Source organism: Priestia sp. HNGD-A6 (assembly GCF_045784335.1).
Lineage (GTDB): Bacteria > Bacillota > Bacilli > Bacillales > Bacillaceae_H > Priestia > Priestia zanthoxyli.
The window spans coordinates 2,486,340-2,501,716 of the sequence record NZ_CP138621.1; the positions used below are offsets into that span (position 1 = coordinate 2,486,340).

Below are 15,377 nucleotides of genomic sequence, written 5' to 3' on the forward strand. Positions count from 1 at the left end.
TACCTTTTATTTATAAGGAAAATAAAAGATCGCTATCATTTCATTGATAGCGATCTACGTATTTATCCTCTTATTTTAATGTAAGCACCGCCACATTCTCCACATGCGTCGTATGCGGGAACATATCAACAGGCTGAACTTCAACCGTCTCATAGCCGCCTTTTTCTAGAATAGCTAGATCACGCGCAAGAGTTGCTGGTCCGCATGAAACATAGACAACTTTTTTCGGCTTCATCTCGATGATGGTATTTAAAAGGGCTTCGTCGCATCCTTTTCGCGGCGGATCTACGACGATGACGTCCGCTTTAATGCCTTGTTTGTACCAGTTTGGAATGACGACCTCTGCTTCGCCTACTTCAAATTCAGCGTTGTGAATACCGTTTAGCTCAGCGTTGCGCTTTGCATCTTCAATCGCTTCAGGCACGATTTCAACGCCATATACTTTTTTCGCTTTTTGAGCGAGAAATAACGAGATTGTTCCGATTCCACAGTAGGCGTCAATGACCGTTTCTTCTCCTGTTAAATCTGCATACTCGAGCGCTTTGTCATAAAGCACTTTCGTTTGCTCAGGGTTTACTTGATAGAATGATTTTGCTGAAATGGCAAATTTAACGTCGCCGATATAGTCGTAAATATATTCTTCTCCCCAAAGTACGTTCGTTTGGTTCCCTAAAATGACGTTCGTGCGCTTGCTGTTGACGTTTTGAACAATTGATTTCACGTTCGGCACGGCTTCGATAATGTCTTCTATAATACGCTTTTTGTTTGGCAACTCAGCTGTACGAGTCACAATTACAACCATAATTTCACCCGTTACAAGTCCGTAGCGCGCCATGATATGACGAAGCGAGCCTTTATGCTTTTGTTCTTGGTAAGCAGAAACCCCATGCTTTTCACAGATTGATTTGACAGCTTGAACAACATCATCATTTGCCTGCTGCTGAATCAAACAGGCATCCATGTTAATGATATCGTGGCTTCGCTGCTGATAAAATCCAGCGACCAAACCGCCTTCTCGCTCTGCTACGGGAACTTGAGCTTTGTTTCGATAGCGCCAAGGATCGTTCATTCCTAGCGTCGAATGTACCGGAACGTCAGGTAAATGGCCAATTCGCGCCATGACGTCTTTTACTTGCTTTTGTTTAAATTGCAGCTGTCCTTCATAGCTTACATGCTGCAGCTGACAGCCTCCGCACTGCTTGTATACCGGACAGGGTGCTTCAACACGCTGCTCACTAATTGTATGGTGCTTGATAAGCTTGCCAAACGCATAGCCTTTTTTTACTTTAATGACTTTTACTTGGCCGCTTTCGCCGGGCAGCGCATTTTGAACGAAAATAGGAAATCCGTTCACTTTCGCTACACCCGCTCCGTCATGCGTTAAATCTTCAAACGCAACATCTATATATTCATTTTTTTCTACAGGTGGTTTTAATTTTTCCATTTATCGTTACATCCTTTTAGTCATTTGAAAATGCTGAACTGATTGTACCATAAGAGCGAAAGCCAAACAAAGGAAAGCATGAAAAAAGATCGCAATTAGGCGATCTCATTTTTTTCCATCAATTCAGCTGTTGCTTTTGGAACAAAGATTTCTACATGGCGATATAAGTTTACAAATTCCCCAGGCAATAACCCACCGTACTCGCCATCTAGATTTAGCTGCATTTTATCATTCGTATGAATTTTAACACGGTTCGCTTTTGTATAAATAATATGAGGATCATTGATATGTTCTCCTCGCAGCGCAAGTGTCGCAATTCGAATAAACTCAGCTAAATTTGCTTTCTTTAAAATAATTAAATCAAACATGCCGTCATCTAAAGAAGAGTCTGGTGCCAGCTTTTCAAAACCGCCGACTGAGTTCGTTAAGGAAACGAGGAAGAACATAATCTCGCCGCCAAAGAATTTTCCGTCATACTCAATTTCAACGGATGTTGGTTTAATAGAAGGAAGCATTTCCATGCCTTTTAAATAGTAAGCTAGCTGTCCAAGCATTGTTTTTAACTTGCTTGGCACTTCATACGTTAATTCAGTTAAACGGCCGCCCCCGGCGATATTTACAAAGTAATGCGTTTCTCCGTCGTTTGTTACACAGCCTAAATCAATTGGCTTCGTTACACCTTCTACAATAACATCAACAGCGCCTTCAATTGTACGCGGGACATTAATGGCACGAGCAAAGTCATTGGTTGTTCCAACAGGAATAATACCTAGCTGCGGACGATAGTCTTGTCCGGCAATACCGTTTACGACTTCATTGATGGTACCGTCTCCACCGGCTGCGATTACAACGTCAAAGCGGCGCTCTACTGCTACTTTGGCAGCTTCTGTTGCATCGCCAGCGCAAGTTGTAGCATGACAAGATGTTTCGTAGCCTGCTTGCTCTAGCTTTTGCAAAACTTCCGGTAAGTTTTTCTTAAAAATTTCACGGCCCGATGTCGGGTTATAAATAATTCTCGCTCTTTTCATATTCATCATCCTAATAATGATAATTTGTCACAAATCTTTGCCTACTTTTATCAGTGAAAGAATGCCCCCTCACATTACATCATCAACAAGAGGGGGCATGAACAAACATATTATAAAGAAATTAACCTTGATATACAATATTCACGTTTCGGTTTTTATTCATACCTTCAGCGCGATCGCCCTTACTCATAATAAATGTGAGATGGATACCCACCTCACATTTAGTTATCAAATTTAGCGTTTATTAATTTCTTCTAAAAGAATTTTATTAACCATCGGTGGGTTCGCTTGACCTTTTGAAGCTTTCATAATTTGACCAACTAAGAAGCCGATTGCACGATCCTTACCGTTTTTGAAATCTTCAATAGATTGAGGGTTTGCATCTAATGCATCTGTTACGAATTTACGTAAAGTTGCATCATCAGAAATTTGTACAAGACCTTTTTCTTTTACAATTTTCTTTGCATCTCCGCCATTTTCAATTAATTCTTTGAATACTTTTTTCGCAATTTTAGACGAAATTGTACCTTCTTGAATTAATTGAATCATACCAGCTAGACCTTCAGGTGTTAATGCTACATCTGAAAGTTCTTTTTGATTTGAGTTTAAGTAAGCAGAAACTTCACCCATTAACCAGTTAGAAGATAGCTTAGCATCTCCGCCTGCAGCAAGTGTTGCTTCAAAGAAATCAGACATTTCTTTTGTTAGCGTTAATACCATTGCATCATAAGCAGGTAAGCCAAGCTCTTCTACATAGCGCTTTTTACGAGCATCTGGAAGTTCAGGAATCGAAGCACGAACGCGTTCTTTCCACTCTTCGTCGATGTGTAATTCTAATAAGTCAGGCTCTGGGAAGTAGCGGTAGTCGTCAGATCCTTCTTTTACACGCATCAGAATTGTTTCACCCGTAGACTCATCAAAACGGCGTGTTTCCTGCTCGATTAGGCCACCAGACAATAACACTTTTTCTTGACGAATTTCTTCGTGTTCAAGACCGCGGCGCACATAGTTAAATGAGTTTAAGTTCTTTAGCTCAGCTTTTGTACCAAACTCTTCTTGTCCAACTGGACGTAAAGAAATATTGGCATCACAGCGAAGTGAACCTTCTTCCATTTTACAGTCAGATACGCCTGTATATTGAATGATTGATTTTAGTTTTTCTAAATAAGCATATGCTTCTTCAGGAGAACGCATATCTGCTTCCGATACAATCTCAATTAGAGGTGTACCTTGACGGTTGAAGTCTACTAGTGAATAGCCATCGCCTGTATGCGTTAACTTACCAGCATCTTCTTCTAAATGAAGTCGGTTGATACGAATGCGCTTCGTTTCACCTTTAACTTCTACTTCAATCCAACCGTTCTCGCCAATTGGTTTATCAAATTGAGAGATTTGATAAGCTTTTGGGTTATCCGGATAGAAATAGTTTTTACGATCAAACTTTGTATCTGTTGCGATTTCACAGTTTAGCGCAAGCGCCGCTTTCATTGCAAAATCAACTGCTTCTTTGTTTAACACAGGTAGTACGCCAGGATAACCTAAGTCAATTACACTTGTGTTAGCATTTGGAGCCGCACCAAATGCGTTTGGACTTGCTGAGAAAATTTTAGATTTTGTCTTAAGCTCAACGTGTACTTCAAGACCAATAATCGTTTCAAAGTTCATCTTTATCTCACCCCTTACAGTGCTGGTTTCGCTTTATGATGCTCAGTTGCTTGTTCGAATGCATGAGCAACACGATAGATTGTGCTTTCGTCGAAATGCTTACCGATAATTTGTAACCCTAATGGCAATCCATTTGATAAGCCGCAAGGCACAGAAATACCAGGTACTCCAGCAAGGTTTACTGGGATTGTTAAAATATCGTTTGCATACATTGTTAATGGATCATCTGTTTTCTCACCAATTTTGAATGATGGAGTTGGTGTAGTTGGTCCAATGATAACGTCATAGTTTTCAAATACAGACTCAAAGTCTTGCTTAATTAACGTACGTACTTGCTGTGCTTTTTTGTAGTAAGCATCATAATAACCAGAGCTTAACGCAAATGTCCCAAGCATGATACGGCGTTTTACTTCGTTTCCAAAGCCTTCGCTTCGAGACTGCTTGTACATTTCGATTAAGTTCTCAGCATTATCTGTACGGTATCCGTAGCGAACGCCGTCAAAACGTGATAAGTTAGCAGACGCTTCAGAAGAAGATAATAGATAATACGTAGCTAATGCGTATTTAGAGTGTGGAAGCGATACTTCTTCCCAAGTTGCGCCTAGTCCTTCTAACACTTTTAGTGCATCTAAAACAGACTGGCGAGCTTCTTCGCCCACACCTTCGCCTAAGTATTCTTTTGGAACAGCAATTTTAAGGCCTTTTACGTCACCTGTTAAAGCAGATACATAATCCGGTACATCAACATTAGCAGAAGTAGAATCCATTGGGTCTACGCCTGAAATTGCTTGAAGTAAGTATGCATTATCTTCAACAGAATTTGTGATTGGTCCGATTTGATCTAAAGAAGATGCAAATGCCACTAATCCGTAACGAGATACGCGACCATACGTTGGTTTTAATCCAACAACACCGCAATAAGCAGCTGGCTGACGAATTGAACCACCTGTATCAGAACCTAAAGAGAACGGAACTTCTCCTGCTGCTACAGCTGCAGCTGAACCACCGCTAGATCCACCCGGTACGTAATCTAAATTCCATGGGTTGCGCGTTAACTGAAGACCTGAGTTTTCAGTTGAAGAACCCATTGCGAATTCATCCATATTTAATTTACCGATTGTTACCGCTTCAGCTGCCTGCAGTTTTTGAACAACTGTTGCATCATAAATCGGATCAAAGTTTGCTAGAATTTTACTAGAGCAAGTTGTACGTAAATCTTTTGTGACAATATTATCTTTTACACCGATCGGCATACCAAATAATAGGCCAAATTCATCTTTTGTTTGTAATGCTTCATCTAGCTCTTTTGCATAAGCACGAGCATTGTCTTCATTAAGCGCTAAGAACGCACCTACTTTATCATCTACTTCATTAATACGTTTGTATGATTCGTCTACTAAATCTTGTACACGTACTTCTTTCTTGTGTAAAAGGCTATGTAGTTCTGAAAGTTTACGATTGAATAAAGACATCGTAAAGCCTCCTTCCTTATTCTAAAATAGTTGGTACTCGAATGTAGCCATCCTTGTGGTCTGGCGCGTTTTTTACTACGTCTTCAATTGGTAAGCCTTTAGCTGGCTTATCTTCACGCATCACGTTTTTCATATCCAATACGTGAGAAGTTGGTTTTACATTTGTAGTATCTAGCTCATCTAATTGTTCTGCATATGTAATAATAGCATCTAATTGTTTTGTAAATAGTTCTGCTTCGTCATCCGTCACCGCAAGTCTCGCTAAGTTTGCAACGTGTTTTACTTGATCAACAGAAATTCTTGACATGTTCCTTCACCTCCGAATATTCGTCCCACTACAATATACTGATAATACCAAACTTCACTAGCAACAGGCAACATTTCTGAGACTAGTTCCTAAAATATTAAAAACCCCGCCAGACAAGACAGGGCTTACATTTATCACTTCTATTTTATACCAAATCTCTTTCATTCAAACAACATTCCATACTTTTCCTTCGTCATAAAATATTTCTCTCTTGCATAGGTATAAAATAACCTTCTTTTTAGAAAAGATAGATAGAAAGAGAAACATGCTTCAGATGAACACACCACCATGTTTTAATTTCACTAGTCTTTGGGAAAGTAAAGAAAACGAATAACTACTTTACCGTAAAAGAGGTGCTATAAAAATTGAATAAAATACTTATACAGTCAGTCATCCACCAGCGCCCTGTGTATCAGCAAAGCGGAAGATGGTTTGTATTAGATGAAGAATTCAAGTGGGATTTGTCCACCTTGCAAAAAGATGTTTTTGCTTGTTTAAATAAAGCCTTTCATATTCCTATCATTTTTTGTGATTCATGTGAAGCCAATAAAATTGTCTCCGCTCTTGGAGAAGAAGAAGCAGAATACCTGCAGTTTGCCTCAGGTGTTTACTGGCGAGAAGTCGGCATTATATTTATTTTTAAATTTGATGACTACCTTCCGCTTGTTGAAACCATCTTTCACGAGTTGCGTCACTATATTCAAGATCACATCCCTTATTATCAGAAAGAATTTGAGCTGGATAAAAAACGCCCGTATGAAGAGCGGACAACCGAACAAGATGCGTTTGCATTTGCTGCTTATTATCTTGCTAAGTTTACGAGACAAAATTCTCATGCCATTCCTTCATAAAAGGCAATTTCATAGAATTAGAAAAAGACACTGCTTTCGCAGTGTCCTTTTTGCTTACTCTTCGTAAATATGAACGAACGGCTTGTCTTCATCTGCTTTTCTAACAATGAGAGCTTCCGGTCCGCTTACTGAGTTAATAGAGATACTCGTTTCCATATATGAAGGGAAATGATCAAGCATTAAACCAGCAACGTACTGAGTAAATCCTACAATTTCACCTTTTCCGTAAAATTGTACGGGAATATCAATCGTCATTTTTTGAAGCTGTCCATCTTTGTAATACCCTTTCCCTACTACGCTTGTAAAGTTCGGGAAGTAGTCTTCGATTTGCGCTTTAAACTCATCAAATTTCATCGCATCGTCTCGATGGTCTTTTGTTGCATCTGATGATGGGAATAAATAATATTTCTCATCTAAATTATCCCAGCTGCCAACAGCCGTATCATTTGAACCTGCATTTCCGACAGCCATGAAGTTACCTGGCGTTAAAGAAGCCTTAGCACTTTGTTTGAATAGTGCTACTCGAATTGGAACGTTTTCTAAGCCCTTGATATTACGCATACGCTGCACAATTTCATCGGCCATCTTTTTGCCTTGCTCTTCAATATTTTTATCGGTTAGTTGTTTTTCACGGGCATAACCATTTTCCTCTGTATAATAATGAACAGAATTCATCGCCAGACCAATTGTGACGCCTCCAAGTTTTACCTTGTCATCTCCGTCTTGGATAAGGTAATCTTGCTCAGTAATGTTCGCTAAGTACATTGGACTTGTTTCGTTACGAGTTTTCAAATCGCCTTTTTCTGTATCAATTGGGTTTAACCCAGTGTTTTTAAGCTTCTTTTTCGCCGTATCATCTTTTGCTTTGCTTTGAAGATCTTTAAACTGTTTATCACTCAGCTTACGGCTTAACCATGAGCGAATGGTATCTTTATCAAGGTACTGGCCTTCTTGATACACATATTTTTTCGGAGAATAGCTATCTGTCGATAAGCGCATTAAGCCTGTTTCAAATTCTTGCGCATCCAAGCGATTGTTTAAGTTTGCTGCGACTAAGCCTCTTGCCACTCCCGCTTTAAATGGAAGAATTGTTCGGTAATAATCATCTGAAATACTATACTTCGGAATAACTGCTTTTTCTTTCTTGTTGTTGGTTTGTTGAACAGTCTCTTTATCGTCCGAAAGGTTCGGTGCACACGCTGAAGTTACAAGCATGACCGCAAGAGAAAGTAACAATATCTTTTTCAACTACACACACCTCTTATTTATTTAATTCCGTAAGTAGCCTTGCTTCATCCCATACTTCAATTTCAAGCTCGTTAGCTTTTGTCAGTTTGGAACCAGCCTCTTCCCCTGCCACAACAAGGTCTGTCTTTTTACTTACGCTTCCTGTGACTTTACCGCCAAGTGCTTCAATTTGTGCTTTTGCCTCATTGCGAGATAGCTGTTCAAGCTTACCTGTTAATACAACGGTTTTACCAGCAAAAACAGAATCTACATTTTCTACACTTACAAGCTTGGGTCCTTTGTATGTAAGGTTTACTCCATACTCTTTTAATTCATGTATAAGTTCTTGAACCTCTTCTTGTGTAAAGTAAGCGACAATAGCATCAGCCATTTTGGCACCAATTTCATTAATTGCCACTAATTCATCATACGTTGCTTTTGTTAACTTGTCTATGGTTTCAAAGTGCTGAGCTAACGTCTTTGCAGCTTTTGCTCCAACGTGGCGAATGCCCAAACCAAAAAGCAAACGCTCAAGTGAATTTTCTTTAGAAGCTTCGATGGCCGCAATCAAATTATCCGCAGATTTCTCACCCATGCGCTCAAGCTCGATTAACTGCTGTTTTGTCAGCGTATAAATATCTGCTACATCTTTAATTAACTGTTCACGAAATAATTGTGATATAACTTTTTCACCAAGTCCATCAATGTTCATCGCATTGCGGGACACGAAATGAATAAGTCCTTCACGAATTTGAGCAGGACAGCTTGGATTAATGCAGCGAAGCGCAACTTCTCCTTCTAAACGCACCAGTTCACTTTCACATTCAGGGCAGTGAGTAGGCATCGTAAACTCTTGCTCTTCTCCCGTTCGCTTCTCTTCAATCACATTCACTACTTCAGGAATAATATCTCCTGCTTTTTTCACCACGACATAATCTCCGATGCGAATGTCCTTTTCACGAATCAAATCTTCATTATGAAGAGACGCACGCTGTACCGTCGTACCTGCTACTTGAACCGGCTCCAAAATAGCTGTTGGCGTAATGACACCTGTCCGGCCTACCGTCAGCTCAATATTTACAAGCTTGGTTACAACTTCTTCAGCAGGAAACTTATAAGCAATAGCCCAGCGTGGACTCTTGGCCGTTGTTCCAAGCTCAGCCTGCTGATCAAATGAATCTACTTTTACAACAATGCCATCAATATCATAAGATAGTTCTGGACGTTTCGTTTGCCAGCTTTCGATATAAGCAATCACATCATCAATGGTTTCACACGTCTGTCTTTCTTTATTTGTTTTAAAGCCAAGATCATCGAGTAAATTCAAACTTTCGCTGTGAGAGTCGATTTCTAATTCTCCTGTATCAGTCATGGCATAGACAAAGATATCTAAATTACGTTTTGCCGCAATTTTAGGATCTAGCTGACGCAGTGAGCCAGCAGCTGCGTTACGGGGGTTAGCAAACGGAACTTCATCTCTTTCCATTTTTGCTTCATTAAGTGCTTCGAATGATTTCCTCGGCATAAATGCTTCTCCGCGAACTTCCATTGATAACGGTTCTTTAATTCGCAGTGGAATCGAGCGAATTGTTTTTAAGTTTTCAGTAATATTTTCACCAGTCGTACCATCTCCGCGCGTAGCACCCAGCACTAAGTATCCATCTTCATAGCGAAGAGATACAGCAAGGCCGTCAATTTTAAGTTCGCATACATAAGAAAACTCGTCTTCAACGGCTTGGCGCACTCGGCGATCAAAATCTCGAAGGTCTTCTTCATTAAATGCATTTCCTAAACTTAGCATAGACGTTTGATGCTGAACCTTCTCAAACGCATCGAGCACTTGGCCGCCGATGCGCTGAGTAGGTGAGTCAGCTGTTTTTAATTCTGGAAACGATTCTTCTATTTCAATTAACTCATTCATTGATTTATCGTATTCTGCATCTGGAACAGATGGCTGATCTAACACATAATATTCATAACCATATTGATTTAATAAGTCACGTAATTCTTGAACGCGTGATTTTGCTGTCTCAAACTCCATATTCTAGCTCCTTTTCACGATTACACTTTCGTAACCGGGGCAAATTTAGCAAGCAGTCTTTTTACACCTGTAGGACTAGGAAAAGCAATGTCTAATTCTTTTGAGTCTCCTTCTCCTTTTACACTTACAACTGTACCAATTCCCCATTTTTTATGCTCGGCCTTATCTCCAACGCTCCATCCAATCGATTCACTGCCCGTTGATACAAGCTTCGTTTTTGCCACGGCCGCTTGTCGGCGCGCTGCAAACGGCGAAGCTGAAGCCCCTGAACGACCAGCAGCAGGCTTGCGCATCGTTTCATTTAAAGATTCCACAAGCTCGCTTGGGATTTCTCCAATGAAGCGCGATTTTGGATTAACGTTTGTTTTACCAAATAGTGTACGCATTTGAGCATTTAATAAATACAATTCTTGTTCAGCACGTGTAATCCCTACGTAGGCTAAGCGTCGTTCTTCTTCCATTTCATTATCTTCGAATAACGATCGGCTATGAGGGAATACGCCTTCTTCCATACCCATTAGGAAAACAACCGGGAACTCTAGACCTTTTGCTGAGTGAAGCGTCATCAGAATCACTTGTTCGTTCTCTTCTTCTTCCTCGTCGTCAAGCTTATCGATATCAGCAACAAGCGCTAAATCGGTTAAAAATGCTACTAAGCTCTTATCTTCACTTGCTTCTTCAAACGTTTTTGTAACAGATAAAAACTCATCAATATTCTCTAAGCGACTTTGTGCTTCAATTGTTTTTTCCACTTTAAGCGCTTCACGGTACCCTGTTCTTTCTAATACTTGTTCCACAAGCTCTGTTACAGACATATAGTCTTGCATTTGAGCTAAGTTTGAAATCATTGATTGGAAATCACGAAGTGCCTTTGTTGCTTTACCCGTTAACCCCATCAATTCTACTTCATCAAGCGCTTTGAAAATAGAAATGTCATGAACGTTTCCGTAATTGGCTACTTTATCGACTGAAGTAGCTCCAACTCCGCGTTTTGGAACGTTCACAATACGAGCTAAGCTAATGTCATCATCTTGGTTGGCAATTAAGCGCAAGTACGCAAGCAAATCTTTAATCTCTTTGCGGTCGTAGAACTTAATCCCGCCGACAATTGTATAGTTAATATTGGATTTTAGCAGTACTTCCTCCATTACACGCGACTGTGCATTTGTACGATACAAAATGGCAAAATCGCTATATTTACGTTTGCCGCTGTCTACTGCTTCTTTGATTTTACGTGCTACAAACTGTGCCTCATCATGCTCACTCATTGCTTGGTAATGATAAATCTTCTGGCCTTCATCGTTTTCCGTCCATAAGTTTTTCACTTTACGGTTCATATTGTTTGCAATGACGCCGTTTGCCGCAGCCAAAATCGTTTTCGTTGAACGATAATTTTGTTCAAGCAAAATGGTTTTGGCTTTTGGGTAATCTTTTTCAAATGACAAGATATTTGTAATATCAGCCCCGCGCCAGCGGTAAATAGACTGATCTGAATCCCCTACTACGCATACATTTTCAAATCGTGCGGCTAGCAAGCGAACCAGCATATATTGTGCATGGTTTGTATCTTGATACTCGTCCACATGAATATATTGAAACTTGCGCTGATAGTACGTTAACACTTCAGGAACTCGTTTAAATAACTGAATCGTTGTCATAATCAAATCATCAAAATCGAGCGCTTGGTTTTTCTTTAAACGCTTTTCATACTCTTTATAGACTTTACTTACAACTTCTTCATATGGTCCTGCTGCTGTTTTATCAAATTCTTCCGCTACTTTCAGTTCATTTTTAGCTGAACTAATGCTTCCTAATAGCGAGCGCGGATCGAATTTTTTTGGGTCGATGTTTTGATCTTTTAAAATGTTTTTAATAACGGACAGCTGATCCGTTGAATCTAAAATCGTAAAGTTGCGATTAAAGCCAATACGATCAATATCTCTTCGTAAAATACGTACGCACATCGAGTGGAACGTTGAAATCCAGATATCTTCTGCCACTCCGCCAACGATACTTGCCACACGCTCTCTCATTTCACGAGCTGCTTTGTTTGTGAAGGTAATAGCTAAAATATTCCAAGGTGCAACTTCTTTTTCCGCCATTAAAAACGCAATTCGATGCGTTAATACGCGTGTTTTCCCACTTCCTGCACCAGCCATAAGTAATAATGGTCCGTCTGTTGTTTTAACTGCCTCTTGCTGCTGAGGGTTTAATCCTGTTAATAATTTTTCACTTAAAAAATTCACGTTTTCACCGCCTATATCGAACATATATTCTCTATTCTACTTTATTTATTTTTCACTGTGCAATATTCTTTTTTACCGCTTTTACCGTTTTTAATGCTTCCGATAAATTTGTATAAATAACATTTCCTACAATAACTGTATCAGCTAGCTCTCCCATCTCACTTGCTTGCTCTTTTGTCTCAATACCGCCGCCGTAAAATAACTTCGTCTCATTTAGCGAATTTTTCACTTCTGCCACTAATGCAGGGTCTCCATATGTTCCACTGTATTCTAGATAGAAAACGGGCAAATGAAACATGCGTTCAGCCATGCGAGCATACGCTACAACATCTTCTGCATCCAAATCGGTTTTCGCTTCCGTCAGCGCAGCTACTTTTGCTTCGGGGTTAAGTACGCAGTATCCTTCTACAAAAATTTCATCCCAGTCCATGATTTCACCGTATTCCTTCATCGCCGCATGATGTAAGTCAACAATCCACTTTGGATCCTTGCTGTTTAAAACGGTCGGAATGAAATAAGAATCAAAACCAGGCGTTACAGAGTCAATTGTTGATACTTCTAGCGCACACGGCACCGTGTAGCGGCGAATACGCATTAACAGCTGCAGCACATTGTCTAAAGTTACTCCGTCTGATCCTCCAACAAGAACCGAATCCGTGCCGGATTCGCAAATTTTTTCTAAATCTGCATCTGAAATTTCTTTATTAGGATCTAATTTAAAGACATGTCTCCACTCTTTAATATCATACATATAGGTTCCTCCATTTCTTTACACTTAAAAGTTCGCGCTCGTCCATTTGTTCATTATAACAAAACTAAGAGGGTGAAATGAAAGGAAAACCGAACTTTTCATCACGTTTTTTGTTTTCAAAAAATATGGATAAAAGATATGGTTTTATCCTCAAATTCCGGAAGAAAACATCACAAAAAAAGCCCATTTTGCACAAGGTTATTGTTTCTCTGCATAGGATATGCTAATATATAGCTACTAAAATTCATATGATATACGCTGAAGGATCAATAGTACTTAAATCCTCTTCACAAAGCGAACTAGGGACGGTGGGAGCCTAGAGAATGGTTTAAGGAAAAGGCAATCTGGAGTATATACAGACGAAGGTGGATACATTTTGTATCAACCAGGGTGGAACCGCGGGAAAAACTCTCGTCCCTGGGCATATTGTTGATATGCCCAGGGACGAGAGTTTTTTTGTACCCGCTCTTTTTGTTTCGCTTGAATTACTACCATTTACAGGAGGAATTAGAATGTCAAAAACAATGGATCAAATCGTATCTCACGCCAAACATCGCGGCTTTGTATTTCAAGGTTCTGAAATTTACGGCGGTCTTGCAAATACATGGGATTACGGCCCGCTTGGCGTAGAATTAAAAAACAATATTAAAAAAGCATGGTGGAAAAAATTCATTCAAGAATCTCCATACAACGTTGGTTTAGACGCTGCGATTTTAATGAATCCAAAAACATGGGAAGCTTCTGGTCACTTAGGAAACTTTAATGACCCAATGATCGACTGTAAGGATTGTAAAGCTCGTCACCGTGCTGATAAATTAATTGAAGAAAAGCTTCAAGAAAAAGGCATTGAAATGATCGTAGACGGCCTTTCATTTGATGCAATGGCTGACTTAATTAAAGAACATGAAATTACATGTCCTGAGTGTGGTTCAGCTAACTTCACTGAAATTCGTCAATTTAACTTAATGTTCAAAACGCACCAAGGTGTAACTGAAACATCAACAAATGAAATTTACCTTCGTCCTGAAACAGCTCAAGGTATTTTCGTAAACTTTAAAAACGTTCAGCGCTCAATGCGTAAAAAGCTTCCATTCGGTATCGGCCAAGTGGGTAAAAGCTTCCGTAACGAAATTACACCTGGTAACTTCACATTCCGTACACGTGAATTTGAACAAATGGAGCTTGAATTCTTCTGTAAACCAGGCACTGAATTAGAATGGTTTAACTACTGGAAAGAAACATGTAACAAATGGCTTCTTTCTCTTGGCATGAAAGAAGAAAACGTTCGTCTTCGCGACCATGATGATGATGAACTTTCTCACTACAGTAATGCAACAACAGACTTTGAATACAAATTCCCATTCGGCTGGGGCGAACTATGGGGCGTAGCTTCTCGTACAGACTATGACTTAAAGCAGCATATGGAACACTCTGGAGAAGACTTCCAATACGTTGATCAAGAAACAAACGAACGCTATGTACCTTACTGCATCGAGCCTTCTTTAGGTGCTGACCGTGTAACATTGGCTTATATGATTGATGCATATGAAGAAGAAACGTTAGAAGACGGCTCATCTCGTACAGTAATGCAGCTTCACCCTGCTTTAGCACCATTTAAAGCTGCTGTATTGCCACTTTCTAAAAAGCTTTCTAACGAAGCGCGCGCTGTCTTTGAAGATTTAGCAAAACACTTTATGATTGACTACGATGATGCTGGTTCAATCGGTAAACGTTACCGTCGCCATGATGAAATCGGTACGCCTTTCTGTATTACATTCGACTTCGATTCATTAGAAGACAATCAAGTAACAATTCGTAACCGCGACACAATGGAACAAAAACGTGTAGCAATTAGCGACCTGAAAAATATCATTGAAGAAGCAACTCAATTTTAATTTAAAAAATAAGCGTATGGCTGCTTCAGCCATACGCTTTACTTTTGATTTGAATCTTCTTGAAGGCGTTCTAACACCATTTGATACGCATCGCTTCCATAATTCAAGCAGCGTTTAACACGGGAAATAGTCGCTGTGCTTGCTCCAGTTTCCGTCTCAATTTTATGGTACGTGTTGCCTTCTCTTAGCATTCTTGCTACTTCTAAGCGCTGTGCTAATGATTGAATTTCATTAACTGTACATAGGTCATCAAAAAATTGATAGCATTCTTCAATGTTTTCTAATGATAAAATCGCTTGAAATAGCTGATCTAATTCTTTTCCTCGTAGTTTGTTGATTTGCATCGTATCGAACTCCTTTATCATTGGCTTTCTTTACTGGTTGTTTCTATCTATAAAATACAGTTTCTATATTTATTTGCACATACATTCATTCTGTATGAAGACAGCC

Annotated in this window: 12 protein-coding genes; 2 read left to right on the top strand and 10 right to left on the bottom strand. The window is 39.7% G+C overall.

Annotated elements, in window-relative coordinates:
- Positions 1 to 70: 70 nt before the first annotated feature.
- The 5 genes from rlmD to gatC form a co-directional block, all read right to left on the bottom strand.
- A complete protein-coding gene (rlmD, locus tag SCI76_RS12540; protein WP_047751760.1) occupies positions 71 to 1,444 on the bottom strand; it encodes a 23S rRNA (uracil(1939)-C(5))-methyltransferase RlmD in 1,374 nt (457 codons plus the stop codon).
- Positions 1,445 to 1,539: 95 nt separating this feature from the next.
- Complete coding sequence (locus tag SCI76_RS12545; RefSeq protein ID WP_028410196.1) at positions 1,540 to 2,472, bottom strand: diacylglycerol kinase; 933 nt, start codon at positions 2,470 to 2,472, stop codon at positions 1,540 to 1,542.
- Between the two features lie 234 nt (positions 2,473 to 2,706).
- A complete protein-coding gene (gatB, locus tag SCI76_RS12550) occupies positions 2,707 to 4,137 on the bottom strand; it encodes an Asp-tRNA(Asn)/Glu-tRNA(Gln) amidotransferase subunit GatB (RefSeq protein WP_013055057.1) in 1,431 nt (476 codons plus the stop codon).
- A gap of 14 nt (positions 4,138 to 4,151) precedes the next feature.
- Positions 4,152 to 5,609, bottom strand: a complete 1,458-nt coding sequence (gatA, locus tag SCI76_RS12555; protein ID WP_407545232.1) for an Asp-tRNA(Asn)/Glu-tRNA(Gln) amidotransferase subunit GatA — start codon at positions 5,607 to 5,609, stop codon at positions 4,152 to 4,154.
- 16 nt (positions 5,610 to 5,625) lie between these two features.
- A complete protein-coding gene (gatC, locus tag SCI76_RS12560) occupies positions 5,626 to 5,916 on the bottom strand; it encodes an Asp-tRNA(Asn)/Glu-tRNA(Gln) amidotransferase subunit GatC (RefSeq protein ID WP_013055055.1) in 291 nt (96 codons plus the stop codon).
- A 365-nt stretch (positions 5,917 to 6,281) separates the two neighbouring features.
- On the opposite strand from gatC, the gene SCI76_RS12565 reads away from it, so the two are divergent.
- Positions 6,282 to 6,767, top strand: coding sequence for a DUF3920 family protein (locus SCI76_RS12565; protein WP_014461928.1), 486 nt, complete (start codon positions 6,282 to 6,284; stop codon positions 6,765 to 6,767).
- A gap of 54 nt (positions 6,768 to 6,821) precedes the next feature.
- On the opposite strand, the gene SCI76_RS12570 is transcribed toward SCI76_RS12565, so the two are convergent.
- From SCI76_RS12570 to SCI76_RS12585, 4 genes are read right to left on the bottom strand one after another with little or no spacing between them, the layout of a single operon-like run.
- Complete coding sequence (locus tag SCI76_RS12570; RefSeq protein ID WP_033580828.1) at positions 6,822 to 8,015, bottom strand: CamS family sex pheromone protein; 1,194 nt, start codon at positions 8,013 to 8,015, stop codon at positions 6,822 to 6,824.
- 13 nt (positions 8,016 to 8,028) lie between these two features.
- Positions 8,029 to 10,035 carry an NAD-dependent DNA ligase LigA gene (ligA, locus tag SCI76_RS12575; protein WP_407545233.1) on the bottom strand — a complete coding sequence of 669 codons (2,007 nt, stop codon included), beginning with the start codon at positions 10,033 to 10,035 and terminating at the stop codon, positions 8,029 to 8,031.
- A 20-nt stretch (positions 10,036 to 10,055) separates the two neighbouring features.
- Positions 10,056 to 12,281 carry a DNA helicase PcrA gene (gene pcrA / locus SCI76_RS12580; protein ID WP_028412524.1) on the bottom strand — a complete coding sequence of 742 codons (2,226 nt, stop codon included), beginning with the start codon at positions 12,279 to 12,281 and terminating at the stop codon, positions 10,056 to 10,058.
- Positions 12,282 to 12,333: 52 nt separating this feature from the next.
- Positions 12,334 to 13,032, bottom strand: coding sequence for a heptaprenylglyceryl phosphate synthase (locus tag SCI76_RS12585; protein WP_407545234.1), 699 nt, complete (start codon positions 13,030 to 13,032; stop codon positions 12,334 to 12,336).
- Between the two features lie 512 nt (positions 13,033 to 13,544).
- Here SCI76_RS12585 and SCI76_RS12590 point away from each other — a divergent pair.
- Positions 13,545 to 14,927 carry a glycine--tRNA ligase gene (locus SCI76_RS12590; RefSeq protein ID WP_028412526.1) on the top strand — a complete coding sequence of 461 codons (1,383 nt, stop codon included), beginning with the start codon at positions 13,545 to 13,547 and terminating at the stop codon, positions 14,925 to 14,927.
- A gap of 38 nt (positions 14,928 to 14,965) precedes the next feature.
- Here the strand turns inward: SCI76_RS12590 and SCI76_RS12595 are convergent, their stop codons facing one another.
- Positions 14,966 to 15,271, bottom strand: a complete 306-nt coding sequence (locus SCI76_RS12595; protein ID WP_013055048.1) for a YerC/YecD family TrpR-related protein — start codon at positions 15,269 to 15,271, stop codon at positions 14,966 to 14,968.
- Between the last annotated feature and the right edge of the window lie 106 nt (positions 15,272 to 15,377).